This is a genomic window from Paenibacillus sp. SRL342 (assembly GCF_984798905.1).
In genome coordinates this window covers 4,514,974-4,533,022 of the sequence record NZ_OZ481790.1, presented here as the reverse complement: position 1 = coordinate 4,533,022, position 18,049 = coordinate 4,514,974, and the positions used below count along the sequence as shown (strand labels likewise).

Annotated in this window: 18 protein-coding genes; all 18 read left to right on the top strand. The window is 46.8% G+C overall.

Annotated elements, in window-relative coordinates:
- Nucleotides 1-16 precede the first annotated feature (16 nt).
- On the top strand, nt 17-1,495 hold the full coding sequence (gene spoIVA, locus AC4E8D_RS19880; protein ID WP_036607700.1) for a stage IV sporulation protein A: 1,479 nt from the start codon (nt 17-19) through the stop codon (nt 1,493-1,495).
- Between the two features lie 217 nt (nt 1,496-1,712).
- The gene (locus AC4E8D_RS19875) at nt 1,713-2,810 is read left to right on the top strand and encodes a sugar ABC transporter substrate-binding protein (RefSeq protein WP_490205141.1); all 1,098 of its coding nucleotides are present in this window, start codon (nt 1,713-1,715) and stop codon (nt 2,808-2,810) included.
- A gap of 114 nt (nt 2,811-2,924) precedes the next feature.
- Complete coding sequence (locus AC4E8D_RS19870) at nt 2,925-4,442, top strand: sugar ABC transporter ATP-binding protein (protein ID WP_221820308.1); 1,518 nt, start codon at nt 2,925-2,927, stop codon at nt 4,440-4,442.
- Nucleotides 4,439-5,425 (top strand): ABC transporter permease, encoded by a 987-nt coding sequence (locus AC4E8D_RS19865; RefSeq protein ID WP_017687695.1) that lies wholly within the window; start codon nt 4,439-4,441, stop codon nt 5,423-5,425. The genes AC4E8D_RS19870 and AC4E8D_RS19865 overlap by 4 nt, the downstream gene beginning before the upstream one ends.
- A 217-nt stretch (nt 5,426-5,642) precedes the next feature.
- Nucleotides 5,643-5,915, top strand: coding sequence for an HU family DNA-binding protein (locus tag AC4E8D_RS19860; protein WP_024630670.1), 273 nt, complete (start codon nt 5,643-5,645; stop codon nt 5,913-5,915).
- A 169-nt stretch (nt 5,916-6,084) separates the two neighbouring features.
- Nucleotides 6,085-6,306, top strand: coding sequence for a trp RNA-binding attenuation protein MtrB (gene mtrB / locus AC4E8D_RS19855; protein WP_017687697.1), 222 nt, complete (start codon nt 6,085-6,087; stop codon nt 6,304-6,306).
- Nucleotides 6,307-6,427: 121 nt separating this feature from the next.
- Nucleotides 6,428-6,979 (top strand): hypothetical protein, encoded by a 552-nt coding sequence (locus tag AC4E8D_RS19850; RefSeq protein WP_076209915.1) that lies wholly within the window; start codon nt 6,428-6,430, stop codon nt 6,977-6,979.
- 101 nt (nt 6,980-7,080) lie between these two features.
- Nucleotides 7,081-7,944 (top strand): heptaprenyl diphosphate synthase component 1, encoded by an 864-nt coding sequence (locus AC4E8D_RS19845; RefSeq protein ID WP_221820310.1) that lies wholly within the window; start codon nt 7,081-7,083, stop codon nt 7,942-7,944.
- A gap of 15 nt (nt 7,945-7,959) precedes the next feature.
- The gene (locus tag AC4E8D_RS19840) at nt 7,960-8,688 is read left to right on the top strand and encodes a demethylmenaquinone methyltransferase (RefSeq protein ID WP_017687700.1); all 729 of its coding nucleotides are present in this window, start codon (nt 7,960-7,962) and stop codon (nt 8,686-8,688) included.
- Nucleotides 8,681-9,547: a UbiA-like polyprenyltransferase gene (locus AC4E8D_RS19835; protein ID WP_449003578.1), complete on the top strand. Its 867-nt coding sequence runs from the start codon at nt 8,681-8,683 to the stop codon at nt 9,545-9,547. The genes AC4E8D_RS19840 and AC4E8D_RS19835 overlap by 8 nt, the downstream gene beginning before the upstream one ends.
- Entirely contained in the window at nt 9,548-10,168 is a 621-nt protein-coding gene (locus AC4E8D_RS19830; RefSeq protein ID WP_221820317.1) for a UbiX family flavin prenyltransferase, read from the top strand.
- Between the two features lie 343 nt (nt 10,169-10,511).
- Entirely contained in the window at nt 10,512-11,486 is a 975-nt protein-coding gene (locus tag AC4E8D_RS19825; RefSeq protein WP_017687703.1) for a polyprenyl synthetase family protein, read from the top strand.
- 154 nt (nt 11,487-11,640) lie between these two features.
- Nucleotides 11,641-12,084 carry a nucleoside-diphosphate kinase gene (ndk, locus tag AC4E8D_RS19820; RefSeq protein WP_017687704.1) on the top strand — a complete coding sequence of 148 codons (444 nt, stop codon included), beginning with the start codon at nt 11,641-11,643 and terminating at the stop codon, nt 12,082-12,084.
- 25 nt (nt 12,085-12,109) lie between these two features.
- Entirely contained in the window at nt 12,110-12,904 is a 795-nt protein-coding gene (locus AC4E8D_RS19815; protein WP_047843560.1) for a CheR family methyltransferase, read from the top strand.
- A 178-nt stretch (nt 12,905-13,082) separates the two neighbouring features.
- A complete protein-coding gene (gene aroC, locus AC4E8D_RS19810; protein WP_221820319.1) occupies nt 13,083-14,252 on the top strand; it encodes a chorismate synthase in 1,170 nt (389 codons plus the stop codon).
- Nucleotide 14,253: 1 nt separating this feature from the next.
- Nucleotides 14,254-15,348 carry a 3-dehydroquinate synthase gene (gene aroB, locus AC4E8D_RS19805; protein ID WP_490205140.1) on the top strand — a complete coding sequence of 365 codons (1,095 nt, stop codon included), beginning with the start codon at nt 14,254-14,256 and terminating at the stop codon, nt 15,346-15,348.
- A 5-nt stretch (nt 15,349-15,353) separates the two neighbouring features.
- The gene (aroH, locus tag AC4E8D_RS19800) at nt 15,354-15,731 is read left to right on the top strand and encodes a chorismate mutase (RefSeq protein WP_036607677.1); all 378 of its coding nucleotides are present in this window, start codon (nt 15,354-15,356) and stop codon (nt 15,729-15,731) included.
- Nucleotides 15,732-16,462: 731 nt separating this feature from the next.
- A complete protein-coding gene (trpE, locus tag AC4E8D_RS19795; protein ID WP_449003579.1) occupies nt 16,463-18,031 on the top strand; it encodes an anthranilate synthase component I in 1,569 nt (522 codons plus the stop codon).
- Nucleotides 18,032-18,049 lie beyond the last annotated feature (18 nt).

Here is an 18,049-nt window from a genome sequence, read left to right as displayed (position 1 = left end):
TAGGGAGGGGATTTCATTGGAGAAAGTGGACATTTTTAAGGACATAGCTGAGCGGACCGGAGGGGATATTTATCTCGGGGTTGTCGGCGCAGTCCGGACGGGAAAATCAACATTTATTAAACGATTCATGGAAACCATCGTGTTGCCAAACATCACTAACGAGGCTGACCGTGGTCGAGCGGTGGATGAACTTCCACAGAGTGCAGCAGGTAAAACCATCATGACTACCGAACCAAAATTCGTACCAAATAACGCAGTCCAGATCAAGGTGGCAGAAGGACTTGATGTCAATGTGCGTCTTGTGGATTGTGTAGGTTACGCGGTGGAAGGAGCCAAGGGATACGAGGATGAGAATGGTCCACGCATGATCTCCACGCCTTGGTTCGAGGAACCAATTCCATTCCAGGAAGCCGCCGAGATTGGTACTCGCAAAGTCATTCAGGAGCATTCTACACTGGGTGTTGTGGTAACAACAGACGGCACAATCGCCGAAATTGCCCGCAGTTCCTATGTGGAATCTGAAGAACGGGTCATTGCAGAATTAAAAGAAGTGGGTAAACCGTTTGTCCTGGTCATCAACTCCACTCGTCCTCGCAGTGAAGAAGCCCTGCAATTGCGTAGTGAGCTTGCTGCCAAATACGACATTCCGGTGATGACACTCAGTGCAGCGACCATGACGGAAGATGATGTGACGGGTGTACTTCGTGAAGTGCTCTATGAGTTCCCTGTGCATGAAGTGAATGTAAACTTGCCGAGCTGGGTTATGGTGCTCAACGAGACTCACTGGCTGCGGAGCAACTACGAAAATTCCGTACGGGATACCGTCAAGGATATTCGCAGACTTCGTGACGTGGATCGGGTTGTCGCACAGTTCATGGAATATGAATTCATTGATCGCGCAGGCCTGAGTGGCATGAATATGGGGCAGGGTGTAGCCGAAATTGACCTGTACGCGCCGGATGAACTGTATGATCAGATTCTCGTGGAAGTGGTTGGCATCGAGATTCGCGGTAAGGATCATCTGCTGCAATTGATGCAGGAATTCTCGCATGCGAAGAGAGAATACGACCGCTTCGCAGAAGCGCTGGAGATGGTCAAAACGACTGGATATGGCATTGCTGCTCCATCTCTCGCCGAGATGGCTCTGGATGAACCTGAGCTCATTCGTCAGGGCACCAAATTTGGCGTACGTCTGAAAGCAACGGCACCGTCCATTCACATGATCCGGGTTGATGTGGAATCAGAGTTCGCTCCAATCATCGGTACGGAGAAACAAAGTGAGGAACTGGTGAGATACCTGATGCAGGACTTCGAGAACGACCCGATCAAGGTATGGGATTCAGACATGTTTGGTCGTTCGCTGCACTCCATCGTGCGAGAAGGGATCCAGGGCAAGATTGCCATGATGCCGGATAATGCAAGATACAAATTGCAAGAGACGCTGGGAAGAATCATTAACGAAGGTTCGGGCGGCTTGATCGCCATCATTCTGTAAGACATCAAAAGACCGTAAGGGGGCATCCCCTCGCGGTCTTTTTTACGTGATTTCTTTATTTTGGATGAAATGGATGGGAAGAATAGTGGTTTCAAAAAAACTTAGCGAGTTTTAGCTTTAAATTGCTAAAACCCATTTACATACTAGGGATTAGCCGTTATATTAATATTCAACTATTGTGATCGAGATCACAGAGAGTGGACAGGGGGATACAGAGATGAAAAGAAAAGAGACAAAATGGCTATGGTTGAGTGTGTTATTAGTATTTACATTGGCGTTGTCCGCTTGCGCAATCAAAAAAGAACCGGCAGCCACTCCGGCTTCGGGTGCATCAGATGATACACCAAAAACGGAAGCAGTCACAGGCCCTCTTAGTGGCAAACGGATCGCACTTATTATGGAGTTCAATACAGGTACTTTCTCTCAGCAATATGTACAGGGTGTAAAAGAAGAAATCGAAAAATTCGGTGGAGAACTGACAACGTTTGTTGCCGATAATGACAAAGCAAAGATGGTATCCTTGCTTGATAGCGCTATTAACCAGAAATTCGATGCCATTCTCACGGATCATGGAGATTCCCTGTTAGAGCCAGGCGTGAAGAAGGCAGTAGAACAGAATATTCCAGTGGTCGTGTTTGACGCAGCTATCAGTGTTCCGGGAGCCACAGTCCTGTCGCAGGATGATCAGAAGATGGCTGAGCTGACGCTGGAGCAAATGAAAAAAGATATCAATGGACAAGGAAATATTGTCAAAGTATGGGTAGCTGGGTTCGCACCGATGGAACGCCGTCAGATCGCATACGGTGAATTCATGAAAGCAAATCCGGACATCAAGGAAATAGCGACATTCGGTTCTGCACAGAACCCGGCGCTGGATACTCAAGCCAAAATGGAAGCTATTCTCAAGCAGTATCCAAAAGGTGAGATTACAGCTGTATGGACTGCATGGGATGAGTTCGCCAAAGGTGCAGCACGTGCGATTCAACAAGCTGGACGTGATGAGATCAAAGTGTATGGTATCGATATGAGTGACGAGGACCTGCAAATGATTCAGGACCCGAAAAATCCTTGGGTTGCTTCTGCTGCTGTTGATCCAACGGATATTGGACGCGTCCAGGTACGTTATGCTTATCAAAAACTGAACGGGGACGAGACGGAAGATGCAGTTGTTCTTAACCCGGTCTATGTTCAACGTGAAGCTCTGCCAGATAAACAAATCTCCACTTCGGAGCTGTCAGAGTTCGTTGAAGGTTGGGGTGGCAGCACACAAGGAATCAAGGACTGGATGAGCGAATACGGAATTACTGCTAAATAAGCAGCGTAAGGGAAGCGCGCCGCAAGGCGCGCTTTTTCAAACATAAATGAAGATATGTGTGGTCTGGATGAAAAAAGGGATGCTCCCGGAAGGGAACGATTGGAGGTTAACATCATGAGCACTGCACCGATTCTGCTTCAAATGGAACATATCCACAAGCAGTTTTCAGGTATTCCTGCACTGAAGGATGTGAATTTCTCTGTAAAAGGTGGGGAGATTCATGCGCTGTTGGGTGCCAATGGTGCCGGTAAGAGCACGTTAATGAAAATTCTGTCCGGTGCCTATCCATTGGATCAGGGTACGATTCAGTTGAGTGGACAAGCGTTACATTTAAGTTCTCCTGGAGACGCAAAGGCAAGTGGGATTCACTGTGTCTATCAGGAAGTGGATGCGGCACTGGTGCCACAGCTGACGGCTGCGGAGAACATTATGTTGGATCAGTTGGCTTCATCTGCCGGGGGTTGGTGGAAAAGTCCACGAAAACTGCAACAGCGTGCGGTTGAGGCGTTGAAGCAATTAGGAGCAGACATATCCGTTCACCAAAAAGTGGCCGATCTGACACTTGCAGAAAAACAGATGATACTGTTGGCACGGATTTTGATTCAGGATGCCAAAGTCATCATTTTTGATGAACCGACCGCACCGCTGAGCCAGGAAGAAACGGATGCATTTTTCCGGATTGTACATCTGCTGAAGGAACGGGGCGTAGCCTGCATTTTCATTACCCATCGTCTTGCGGAAGTGACAGGTCACTGTGATCGCGTTACGGTTATGAGAGATGGGCAACATGTATTTACCGGTGAAGCAAAGGGTCTGACGATCAACGATTTGGTTACACAGATGCTGGGCAAACCATTCGAAGAAGAGTTTCCAAAGACGGAAGCGCCCGTAGGGGAGCTACTGTTGGAGGCACGTGGGCTTCGGCGTGGAGTGAAAGTCAAAGGTGTTGACCTCTCTGTACGCCGAGGTGAAGTCCTCGCTGTGGTGGGTCTGGTAGGCGCGGGTAAAACGGAAAGCTCTCGTTTGCTGATTGGTGCAGATCGGCTGGAAGGAGGCGAGATCCGGCTTAACAACCGTAACCTACGCCTGTCTCAGCCTGCGGATGCGGCGGCTCTGGGAATTGTTTCTGTACCGGAGGAGCGACGTAAACAAGGAATCCTGATCCAGGAGAATGTGGAACGGAATTTAAGTCTGCCTTTGCTAAGCCGTCTTAGTACATTAGGTTTTGTAAGCCGCAAGCGGGAACGACTGAATGCTGAGTCATTGGTGAAACAGCTTGGAATTAAAACATCGTCGGTGAAACAGGAAGTGAAATATCTAAGTGGTGGTAATCAGCAGAAGGTAGCCATTGGTAAATGGCTTAATGCGGATGCGGATGTATTTATATTTGATGAGCCAACCAAAGGTGTAGATATAGGGGCAAAAAGTGACATTTTCCGCATCATCAATGAACTGGCTTTGGCGGGCAAGGGTGTCATCTATTTCACCTGTGAACTGGATGAAGGCATGGGAATTGGCGACCGAATCGCTGTCATGTGCGAGGGTGTTATCGTAAAAGAGTTCAAACGAGGCGAGACTAACCAAGAACAGCTGCTATACTATGCAAGCGGTGGACAAGAGGTGCAATCATGAAGGATAAATCACTGGATTTTGCGTTCCGTTACGGGGCGATTATTGTCATCATAGGTGTTATCGCATTTTTCGGCATTAAATTGCCTTATTTCTTTACGTACAGTAACTTGACCGATATTTTGGGCTCGATCTCGATCGTTACGTTTGTAGCGATCGGTGTTACGTTATCTCTCATTGTTGATGGATTTGATCTCTCGGTTGGGGCGACTGTCTCATTAACTACCGTCGTTACGGCTTCATTAATGATCTGGTATCAGCAACCGCTCGCAATCGTCATTATCGTGCCATTGATTATCGGGGCTGTTATTGGTTTACTGAACGCTTTGCTGATCGTAAAATTGCGTATTCCGGATTTGCTTGCAACCCTCGCCACGATGTACATCATCGGAGGTATTCACAAAACGTATGCACAGGGATACACCATTTATAATCACATGCAGTTCCCTGATGGAAGCAAAGCTGCGGGAGAGATGGACCCGACATTCCTGCTAATAGGGCAGGGTAAATGGCTTGGTATGCCGATATCGGTTATCATGCTACTTATTGCGGTAATAGGTGTGCATATCTTTTTGACGTATACGAAATATGGTCGCCAGATGTACATTACAGGTGGTAATGAGGAAGCTGCACGGTTGTCTGGAATCAAGGTGAAAAAGGTGCGTACACTCGCCTATGTAGCCGCTGGAGTGTTTGCAGCAATCGGGGGTATTATCTATGCTTCCAAAGTAGGATCTGGGCAAATTGATGCGGGATCACCGTTGTTAATGGAATCCGTAGCTGCAGTATTTGTCGGTTTCTCTGTGTTTGGTGCGGGTAAACCCAATGTCATCGGAACCTTCATTGGTTCGGTTCTGATTGGTGTACTTGTGAATGGTTTAACGATGATGAACGTACAGTATTTCACACATGATATTGTAAAAGGTGGGGTTCTCGTGCTTGCCCTGGCGGTTACATTTTACGTCTTAAACCGCAACCGGACTTGAAATTGTGGGCTGTCTGTATTAGTATGAAATTTGTTCGGCGTCTGAAATGCCCGTGGTTTCAGACGACATTCTGCCGAAAATGACTGTTGACCGCAGGCGGAGATTTGTGTTCAGCGCTCAAGATGTACGTAGATTTTTTGCGTATGAACGTATATTTCGCTATAAAACGGAAACACAGTATAACATTCAGGACATTGATACAGGAGGTGAAAAACAAATGAACAAATCAGACTTGATTACACACGTATCTGAAGCGACTGAATTGTCCAAGAAAGATGTAACGAAAGCGGTTGATGCCGTATTCGAAGCAATCTCTGAGGCTCTTCAAAGCGGAGATAAAGTACAATTGGTTGGTTTTGGGAACTTCGAAGTTCGCGAGCGCTCTGCACGTAAAGGACGCAACCCGCAAACAGGTGAAGAAATCGAAATTCCTGCGAGCAAAATTCCTGCATTCAAACCAGGTAAAGCGCTCAAAGACGGAATTAAATAAGATTTCTACATATTCCATATGTCGACAAAAAGACCGTGACTTGTTCACGGCCTTTTCTTTTGCCCTTTAACGATGATTCTTGCGGTTCATTCGTATAAGGCGCAGGTTGACAAATGAAACAATCTTTATCATCATTAACGCTATCGAACGAAAGAAGGGGACATGCGTGATGGATCATCCAACCGGCAATGATTATATTGTAATTAAGGCAGAGGAAAATGGTGTCCAGGTGATCGGATTAACCCGAGGTCAGGATACACGTTTTCACCACACCGAGAAATTGGACAAGGGTGAAGTGATGTTTGCCCAATTTACCACCCATACTTCAGCTATTAAAATCCGGGGCAAAGCCACGCTGATTACCAAGCATGGACAGATTGAATCGGAGTAATGTACAGATTGAATATATTCAAATGAAGATTGCAGGCATAGCCTGCTTTTTTTCATTGTACAATGAGGTATGAGCCTTTACCGGACAGACTACACTAACAGGTAAAGGCAGGGAGGCGTATATGAAACCGCGGATGATTGTTACTGCTTCAATGCTGGCAACGGTTGCGGCGGTCTTTCTGCTTGTTGCGATACAAACCTTACATATGCGTACATGGGGCGGGGACAACGTACAGCCTGCCTCTGCATCACATCATCCAGTTCAGCTAACGAATGACAATCTGGTTGATGTGCTAAGTTCCATGCAACTATCAACGCCCATTGCAAGAGTGGAATGGAAACAGTCTATTTTGACGCTGGACCTCAAAGTTAAAGGAACGGGTACAAGTTACACTGAAATCTATGAAAACATGGCAGCTGTGGCGGATCTGGGCTTTCGGAGCCTGGATAACGTGGATCAGGTGCTGCTGCGTGTGATGGCAGAAGATGAATGGATGCATAAACGACATCTGTTACTTGCTGCTGATATTCGGCGTGGAGAGTGGCCTCTGTATGCGATTGAAACATTACGGAACTGGAAAAGTGCGGCCTTTTCAGATGAATTGAAGGACTGGTTTCATTTGATGGAGACCGAACTCTGGAAGAAGCAATTCGAAATGACAAGTCAGGGGTAATAGAATAGCAGGATTCAGTGCGTGCCCGTTCAACATATGCTATAATATATAAGATTGTAGTGCAGAAATAGTTTAACAATGTTAAGGCTCGGAGGCTGAGAATGAATTCATATCGCGTACCCCAACTAGCAAAGAAATATACGGATTACGACATGATTCGACAACATACGGAAATCCCATCATTTCCGGATAGCCGGGCACGTCTGTTGCAGGTATTTGTGGGCCGCACAGACGAAAAGGTGCATCAAGAGTTATATGCTCTTGCAACTTCGCTCGTTCAGTTGGCCATGGATACGCATGATCGAATCGATACCATTTCCGGTGAGCGGAGAGAGCAGGAGATGCGTTCACGCCAGTTGAATGTACTCGCCGGGGATTATTTAAGTAGCCGTTTTTATCAATTGCTTGCCCAAGCGGGCAGAATTGAAATGATTGGCAAACTCAGTGGTGCTGTATCCGGAGTGAACGCACGCAAGATGACGCTGTATGAACGGATGAAGAAGCTTCTCGTTTCGGCTGATGAATACTTGCGTGAAACGGTACAGCTGAGGATGCAGCTGTTTCTTTCATTTACAGGCATGATTCAACATAACGAAGAGTCATTATGGAACAGCCTGCTGACCGAATTCAGCTCCTGCGAAACGATCGTGGAAGAACTGAAGCGGATGAATGACGCAAAACAATATCTTCATTGCTATGCATACTGGCACATATACGAGCACGGTAATGACGATGAACGCAATGTGTTGCGTCAGTCTGAACCGGATGCACGTGCATGGAATGCTATGGTGCTGAAGCATAGGGTTGGCGAGGTTTTGCTGGACAAGCTTCGCGAGTGTACACACCGCATTCAACTGTTGTTGCAAGACGAGGAAGGGCGGATGGGTTTGCATGAGATACATGCAATTCTAGAGCCTTACCTGGCATATTTGCAGCCTTCACATGCGGCAGTAAGGGAAGATTGAGGGGGAGACAGACGAATGGGGAGCGGAGAGACCAAACCGAAAGAAGAATATGTCCATTCGGTTTTTCAGAGTATAGCCGGAAAATATGATGTCATGAATGATATTCTAAGTTTCCGCAGGCATAAGGCTTGGCGTAAATTCACCATGAAAAAGATGAATATGTCCAAAGGCGATACCGGTCTTGATTTGTGCTGCGGCACATGTGACTGGACGCTTGCTATGGCAGAGGCAAGTGAAACGGGGCACATGCACGGACTTGATTTCAGTAGCAACATGCTGGAGGTCGGCCAAACAAAGATCAATGCGGTGCAACGTCAAAAGCAGATTACCCTGACACAGGGAAATGCTATGTCACTTCCTTATGAAGACAATTCATTTGATTATGTGACGATCGGGTTCGGGCTGCGTAATGTCCCTGATCTCAGACAAGTGTTGTCTGAGATGAAACGTGTGGTCAAACCGGGCGGTATGGTTGTGTGTCTGGAATTGTCCAAGCCAACATGGCAGCCGTTCAAAGGTATTTATTATTTTTATTTTGAGAAGGTTTTACCGAATCTTGCCAAAGTGTTTGCTAAAAGTTTTGAGCAGTACAAATGGTTGCCGGACTCACTGGCCATTTTTCCGGGAAGGCAGGAACTGGCAGACATTTTTGCAGAAACTGGATTACAACAAGTGCAGGCCTACCCTCTGACCGGAGGTATAGCGGCACTGCATATTGGAACCAAGGAGAATCAGCATGTTTAGGAAAATTCGCATCTTTTTAGAAATGATCAAGATTGAACACACGCTTTTTGCTTTACCTTTTGCATTTATGGGGGCCATTCTCGGCTCTATGGTAGTGAATGATACCTTCCCAAGCTGGATGCAGATCATGTGGGTATTGCTTGCGATGGTCGGCGCACGTAGTGCGGCTTTTGGTTTGAACCGAATTATTGACCAAGCGATTGATGGCAAAAACCCGCGTACCGCGATGAGAGCCATCCCGGCAGGACTGTTGAAAAATGGGGAAGTTGTTATATTTGTCATTATCTCATTTATATTGTTATTCTGGGCCTCATCCAATCTTAATGTATTATCGATGCAGCTGTTGCCTATTGCTGTGTTTATGTTAGTACTGTATTCGTATACCAAACGATTCACATGGTTATGCCACGTTGTCCTCGGAATGACGATTGGTTTGGCACCACTTGGTGGCTGGGTAGCTGTAACAGGAACGATGGATTGGACAGCGATTGTGCTGTACGTTACGATTGTGTTCTGGACAGCGGGTTTTGATATTATCTATGCATGTCAGGATCTGGATTTCGATCAGGGAGAGGGGCTTCACTCCATACCTTCCCGTTTTGGCTTGGTTAAATCCTTGCAGATCGCCAAGTTCTTCCATGGGATTACTGCAATTGGTTTTCTTGCGTTATTATTGATGACAGATCTGAGCTGGTGGTATGGCGTAGGCATGTTGGTGACGTATGGAATTCTGTTCTACCAACACTATATTGTATCGCCTAATGATATGAGCCGTGTTCAAACGGCGTTTTTTACCATGAACAGTTTGCTTAGTTTAATTGTATTTACGTTCACTCTGATTGATCTGGCGGTGAAATAAATGGTGCAGCAGCCGGACAATAAACGACTGGTTGTCGGAATTACCGGAGCGAGTGGCAGCATATATGGCATTCGATTAATTGAAACACTGCTTGATTTGGAATATAACGTTCATCTGGTCATATCCAATGCAGGGTGGCGTGTACTGAAAGAAGAATTGGACTGGGATGTGACGAATCGGGACGCGGTGCTGGAAGAAAAATTCGGCAACCGTGCCGGTTCTCTGATCTATCATCCTGTGAGTGATATAGGGGCCTCCATTGCAAGTGGTTCTTATCTGGCCGACAGCATGGTTATCATGCCATGTTCTATGGGAACTCTTTCGTCCATCGCGCAGGGATCATCGGATAATCTGATGTCTCGCGCAGCCGATGTTATGATGAAAGAGGGAAGAACATTGATCCTCGTACCACGTGAGACGCCTCTTCATGCAATCCATCTGGAGAACATGCTGAAGCTTTCTCGTCTTGGTGTACGAATGATACCGGCTATGCCTGCTTTTTATTACAAACCTCAGACTATGGATGAGTTGATTCTGTTTTTGGTGGGGAAAGTGCTGGATAGCTTGCGCATCCCACATCAACTGTTTACAAGATGGGGAGAACCGGATGAACGGGGATAACGACTGAGTTCGATACAAGGCTGTTTTTTGCCAACGTGTTGCTCGGTTTATTTGTCCCCCGAATCCCGGGGTATTGGTGAGTGCTGATGGTGAGTCTTCATGAACCACAGTCTTGACCCATGCTCCGGCAACTTCTGTATTTTGTTTCAGAACAAGTCGCAGAGTTTAATTTCCGGGTGTCGGCTATGACATTCGGAGAAGAAAAATACGTTAGATTACCTTATAGCAAAACACAAGCAAGAACGGTAAGCCGGGTTTTTCGTAATGCCTGCAGGCCCGACTTGCTGGAGGGGAAGGTAAGCATGAATTTATGGACTGACAATACGCTGATACGGGTGAACGAATGAAACTATTGGATATTTTCGGGTTGTTAAAAAAGGACATGGATTACATTGAGAAAGAGTTGTATCGCAGTGTTCGAGGAGAACAGAAGCTGCTGAGTGAAACGTCACTTCACTTGCTCAAAGCAGGAGGAAAACGGTTACGGCCCGTTTTTGTGTTACTTGGCGGGAAATTTGGTACATACGACATTGAACGTCTGAAGCTGGTTGCGGTTCCGCTGGAGCTGATTCATTCGGCATCCCTTGTTCACGATGATGTTATTGATAATGCGGAGACGCGCCGAGGCAAACCCACGGTGAAGTCAAAATGGGATAATCGGATTGCCATGTACACTGGAGACTATATCTACGGTAAGGCACTTGAAATGACTGCAGGCTTATCCGATCCAGCTATTCATCGTATCCTTGCCAAAGCCATGGTACAGATGTCCATTGGTGAGATGGAGCAAATTCGCGACTTTTTCAATACGGGACAAAGTGTTCGTAACTATCTGCTGCGGATTCGCCGCAAAACAGCACTTTTGATTGCGGTTAGCTGTCAGTTAGGGGCATTGGCTACACGTGCGCCTGAACATGTATCTTCCCTGCTGTATACGTACGGATACAATGTGGGGATGGCTTTCCAGATTCAAGATGATGTACTTGATCTGGTGGGTACCGAGAAACAACTTGGCAAGCCACCTGGCAGTGACATGAAGCAAGGGAATATCACTCTTCCTGTACTTTATGCCTTGGAAGAATCCGATCTGCGGGAACCTTTGCTTAAGGAGATTTCCCGTGTCCAGCATGAAGAAGGACGGGCAAGTGCATCGGATGCAATTGGAATGATTCGCCAAAGTCAAGGAATTGCTAAAGCAGAAGCCCTTGCTGACCGATATATGAAGAAAGCGCTCGATGCTCTCGATCAGCTACCTAACATCAAGACGACCAAAAACCTGCGTGATATCGCTCATTTTGTGGTTAAACGTACGCATTAAACTTTGTATGACCTTCAACTCTCGGATTGCTCACACCCAAAGATGAACAGAACTGTGATATTCCTCATTGGGAGGATTTGGACATGTATGTTACAATCAGAGGGATTGCGTTTACATAGTGATTAACTTTGAACCGTGAGTGAGGAGTGAGCTGATGGATCGTACATTTTTGATGGTGAAGCCGGATGGTGTGCAGCGTGGATTGATCGGTCGAATTATTAGCCGTCTGGAAGACAAAGGATTTAAGTTGGTGGCAGGCAAATTGGTGCAGATGTCTGAGGATCAGGCAAAACGTCATTATGCTGAACATGAGGGCAAACCGTTTTTCGATGATTTGGTTCGTTTTATCACATCTGGGCCTGTATTTGCCATGGTGTGGGAAGGGGACGATATTGTGGCGCTTGCGCGCATCGTCATCGGAAAAACCAATGTGAAAGAAGCAGCTCCGGGTACCATTCGCGGAGACTTCGCCAGCCACACACCACATAATCTGATTCATGGGGCAGATTCACCAGAAAGTGCTTCCCGTGAAGCAGCAAATTTCTTTGCTTCAGATGAACTGGTGGTATACGACAAGAGTATCGCAGCCTGGTTGTAATTATTAGCCAAAAGGGTGATACACGATGCTGGAGCAAGAACAACTACTAGACCCGGATTACACCGGATTCATTCGTAAAATCAAAGAGAGCACAGGCATTGATCTTGCTCAATACAAGGAAGGCCAGATGAAAAGAAGGCTGACCACACTTCGCAACAAAAACGGGTTTCATACATTTTCTAACTTTTTTGAAGCTATGCAGAAAGATAAATCATTGTTTTACGAGTTCCTTGATCGTATGACGATTAACGTGTCGGAATTCTGGCGTAATCCCAACCGTTGGGAAGTGCTGCGGGACGAGATTCTGCCTGAGCTGTTGGGTTCCAAGCGTCGTGCTAAAGTTTGGAGTGCAGCCTGTTCAACAGGTGAAGAACCTTATACACTCGCCATGATTTTGGACACGATGGGTATTTTGAAGGACAGCTCCATTACGGCAAGTGATCTGGATGAAGGTGCATTGGCCAAAGCCAAGGAAGGGCGTTATATGGAACGCTCGCTTAAGGATGTGCCTAAGGAAACCGCGAACCGTTACTTCAAGCAGGATGGCTTGGTATACCGTATTGATGAGCAACTCAAAAATTCGATCAAGTTCATGAAACAAAATTTGCTGGTGGACCGTTTTGACGATGGGTACGATCTGATTGTGTGCCGGAATGTCATGATCTATTTTACCGAGGAAGCCAAAAACCTGTTGTATCACAAATTTGCAGCAAGTTTGCGTCCAGGCGGTATTTTGTTTGTGGGCAGTACGGAGCAGATTTTCTCCCCGGGACAATATGGTCTGGAGACAGCAGAGACATTTTTCTATCGGAAAAAATAATGATAATGGTTGTTCAGCCGTCTGAAGCACATGTACATGTGTTCAGGCGGTTATTTGTATACCAAGTACAAGAAAGAGCCGACTTTCTTGTCAAAGCCGGTCAGCTATACTATAATAAGCAAAGAAATTATGGGATTTTAGCAATGTGAAGTTTAACAGTTTAAAGGGGGAACGTATTATGAGTTTACGCTATTTAACCGCAGGGGAGACGCACGGACCCCAATTGACCGCTATTATTGAAGGATTGCCAAGTAATTTGACGATTGACTTTGAAGAACTGAATTTCCAGCTTCACCGCCGCCAAAAGGGATATGGCCGTGGACGCCGGATGCAGATCGAGAAGGATCAGGCGAATTTCGTTGGTGGTATCCGTCACGGATATACAACAGGTGCTCCGGTAGCGCTGGTTGTTCAAAATAACGACTGGAAACATTGGCAGAATATTATGAATATTGAGCCGGTTGAAGGCAGTGACGAGGAGAAACGTCGCGTTCACCGTCCTCGTCCCGGACACGCTGATCTGAACGGTGGACTCAAGTATAATCTCAAAGACTTGCGTAACGTACTGGAGCGCTCCAGTGCACGTGAGACAACGGTACGTGTGGCATGTGGTGCCATTGCACGTCAATTCCTGGCTGAATTCGGAATCAAGGTAGCTGGACGTGTACTTCGCATTGGAGAGATCGAAGCTCCGTATCAGGACCTTCCGATTGATGAACTGATCGCGGTGACAGAAGCTTCCTCTGTACGTGTTACGGATGCTGAGACAGAGAAGAAGATGGAAGCCTACATCGACCAGATTAAACAAGAAGGCGATTCCATCGGAGGAATAGTGGAATGTATCGTTGAAGGGGTACCTATTGGTCTCGGTAGTTATGTTCAATACGATCGCAAGCTGGATGCACGAATCGCTCAAGGCGTAATGTCCATTAATGCATTCAAAGGTGTAGAGATTGGTATCGGATTCGAAGCCGGAGTCATTCGGGGATCACAGGTGCATGATGAAATCATGCATACGGACGAGCGCGGCTACCACCGGGCAACCAACCGTCTCGGTGGATTCGAAGGTGGTATGACGAACGGTATGCCAGTCGTTGTACGTGGTGTGATGAAGCCGATCCCAACGTTGTATAAGCCACTGCAAAGTGTTGATATTGATACAAAAGAAGCATTTACGGCTCAGGTTGAGCGCTCGGACGCTTGTGCTGTACCCGCAGCGAGTGTGGTTATGGAGCATGTTGTAGCGTGGGAAATTGCCAAAGCATTCCTGGAGAAATTCGGCGGCGATTCCATGGAAGAGATCCGTGCCAATGTTGCTAGTTATAACACTCAACTGGAGAATTACTAATATGCGTCAGCTGACGGTACAGTTGGAGGAACGCTCATATCCGATTCTGTTTGGTAGCGGCCTATTGGCACAAGCCCCTCAATATTTTGAGCAATATGGCTTGACCAAAAAAAGTCCGTTACTCATCATTACAGATGAAAATGTGGCTCCCAAATACTTGTCAGGTTTGGAGCAAACGCTGCGTACGGCTGGTTATACAGTCGTATCGGCGGTTGTGCCCTCTGGTGAAACATCGAAATCCCTTTCGGTGTACCAGGATATGATGACCGTTGCGATCGAAGGTAAGCTGGATCGGAGTTCTGCGATTCTGGCCCTAGGTGGTGGGGTCGTAGGTGATCTGGCTGGCTTTGTTGCCGCTACATATATGCGTGGAATCAAGTTTGTTCAAGTACCTACAACGATTTTGGCGCATGACAGCAGTGTGGGCGGTAAAGTAGCTGTCAATCATCCGCTGGCCAAAAATATGATCGGTGCGTTCCACCAGCCCGAGCTAGTGCTCTATGATGTGGACACACTTCAATCCTTGCCACCACGAGATGTATCGGCAGGGTTGTCAGAGATGCTGAAGCACGGACTGATCCGTGATGAGGCTTTTGCACATTGGTGTGAGGAACATGCGGAAGAACTGCTTGCGCTTAATCCGGAAGCATTGGGATACGGCTTGGAGCGTGGTTGTAGTATTAAAGCAGAGATTGTATCCAGAGACGAACGGGAAAATGGAGAACGTGCGTTATTGAACCTGGGACATACGATTGGTCATGCCATTGAAGCGATTGCCGGTTATGGAGAATTCCTGCACGGAGAAGCGATCTCGATCGGTATGGCTGGATCAGCATTGCTTGGTGAGAAGCTTGGTGCGCCAGCAGGGCTCTATGAAGATACGGTCCGCATGCTGCGTTCACTTCGCCTTCCAACAACGATGCCTGCGCATCTCGACACGGATGCATTAATGGAAGCGATGATGCATGACAAAAAGTTCCGTGAAGGTCATATGGTGTTTATCATTCCTGATCGGATTGGGGCTGCAAGAATTGTGAAGGACGTACCTGTGTCGGCAGTTCGGGACGTCATTGAAACGCTCAGGAAGGGAGAATGACAGCAATGGTCACACGGGGAATTCGCGGGGCTACAACAGTCACGCAGAACAACGAAGAACAGATTTTGAAGGAAACGGCTGTATTGTTGCAGGAGATCGTGGATCGCAATGAGATCCAACCGGAAGATATCTGCAGTGTGTGGATTACGTTAACTGGGGATCTGGATGCTGCATTCCCGGCAAAAGCTATTCGCCAACTGGATGGCTGGGAACTTGTACCACTAATGTGTGCACTGGAGGTTCCTGTTAAAGGTGCCTTGGCGCAGTGCATTCGTTTCATGGTGCATGTGAACACAAACAAAGCTCAGAATGAAATCAACCATGTGTATCTGAACGGTGCACAGGCATTACGTCCGGATTTGGCAACACCTTCTGGCTCTTAAGTAGTGGGTTGTCAAACCGATCATAATGATGTATAGTGAGAACCAGTTGAGTAGAGTAGAGATTGAGCTGAGAGCAGCTGAGCTAGTGGAGTATATAGCAGAGTCCAGTGGGTGGTAACCGGGGCAACAGAAACCGGTCAACTGATTCACGGTACGTCGTGCTACGGAATAGGTAACAGGAACAGGGAAAACAAACGTGTCATAAGACACCTTTTGTTTTGATATATTTTGGTACAAACACAATCAATGCACTTTCCTATATTTTATGAAATGTTGGAATGAGTAGTTGAAGTGTTATAACTGATATATTTTCCCGAATTGGATGATGTGAGATGCATCAATTCAGTGACCTGTGAATAATCCGACAGCGAAGTATAGGGACTTGTTATTTATGAAGCATCACCCTGTTAAATGCAGCTTATAACCAAACCTCTACCTGATGGTAGAGGTTTTTTTTGTATATTGAATTGTTTCTTCTACACCTATAAGTTCAACTAAACTTTTACACAAAAACGGAGAGGACAGAAATAACGTGAAGAAGCGAAGCGTTCGCCTAAAAGCTTTCTGAAAGAAAGCTACATCGGAAGCATACGCTATCCCCTGATTTTCCCTTTTGAAAGGGAATCAAAAAAATCTGGGGATAACAGCGATCGGAAGGTTGTTCTGTCATTGGAGTGCTCAGTGTAAACCTCTTTAGTTGAACTTACCTAAATCTGAAAGGACGTGATCTAATGATAACGCCAAACGTTAATCAAGTACTGAAAATGTCGAATGAGTATAATCTGATTCCGGTAGTCAAACGGATTTTGGCAGACATGGAGACCCCGATTCGAATATTCCGCCGTTATGCTGACAACGACCGGGCATTCCTGCTGGAAAGTGTAGAGGGTGGTATTCAATGGGCGAGATACTCGTTCATCGGTACAGATCCGTTCCTGATGATTTCGGCCAAGAAAGGCCGGATTGTTGTAGAAGAAGCAGGGAAGACTCGTGAATTGCCAGGCAAACCGATCGAAGAACTGAAAGCACTGCTGCGTAAGTACCGCAGTCCAAAAGATGATGAACTGCCACCATTCACAGGTGGGGCAATTGGTTTCTTCGGATATGATCTGCTGTCCTATTATGAGAAACTTCCAGCTCACGCGCTGGATGACCTGAATATGGATGACATTCGTTTTATGTTCTGTGACCAGATTATCGTGTTTGACCATGTGAAGCAGCAGATGCTGCTCGTTGGTAATGTACACGTCAAGGAAGGTGCAACGGATGACGAGATACGTCAAGCGTATGCAGTGACTTCGGAGAAGCTGGAGCAGGCCGCAGAACGTTTGCAACAGCAAGGACCAGGGGAGAACCTGAATCCGCGTTCCATTCCGGGAGACGTGGAGCTGGGGGACATCCGCTCCAACCTCACGAAAGAGCAGTTTATCGGTAATGTGGAGCAAGCCAAAGATTACATTCGCGCAGGTGATATTTTTCAAGTGGTATTATCCCAGCGTTTCCACATTGATACGGAAGTTTCTCCGCTTCACGTGTATCGTGTGCTTCGGACCCTGAATCCATCACCTTATATGTACTACCTCAAAATGGATGATGAGATTATCGTGGGAACCTCACCAGAAGCGCTAGTCAAGGTGGACGGGAATCGTGTGGAGACACGACCGATTGCAGGTACACGTCCAAGGGGGGCAACAGAAGCGGAAGATCGTGCACTCGCTGCTGATCTGCTCCAGGATGAGAAGGAACGCGCGGAGCATCTGATGCTGGTTGATCTGGGGCGTAACGATCTGGGCCGGGTATCCAGCTTCGGCAGTGTGAAGTGTGACATGTTCATGGAGATTGAACGGTATTCTCACGTTATGCACATGGTATCCAATGTTACGGGCGAGCTAAGAGAAGATAAGGATTTCTTCGATGCATTCCTCTCTTGCTTGCCAGCGGGTACCGTATCCGGTGCACCGAAACTGCGAGCAATGGAGATTATCGCGGAACTGGAGAAAGAGGCACGGGGTGCTTATGCAGGAGCAATCGGATACCTCGGATTCTCGGGTAACATGGACTCCTGTATTACGATTCGTACGATTATTTTCAAAAAAGGAAAAGCTTATGTACAGGCCGGAGCGGGAATCGTATGGGATTCTGTACCTGAGAATGAATATGAGGAAACGGTTAACAAAGCTAAAGCGTTGCTCAAAGCGATTCGAACAGCAGAAGCAATGTTTCCTGCCAAAGAAAAGGACAGCACGTTGAGACTGGCGAATGCAGACTACTTTGTCACACCAGCGGCCGCTAAGAACTGAGAGAGGAGAGACCGGAGA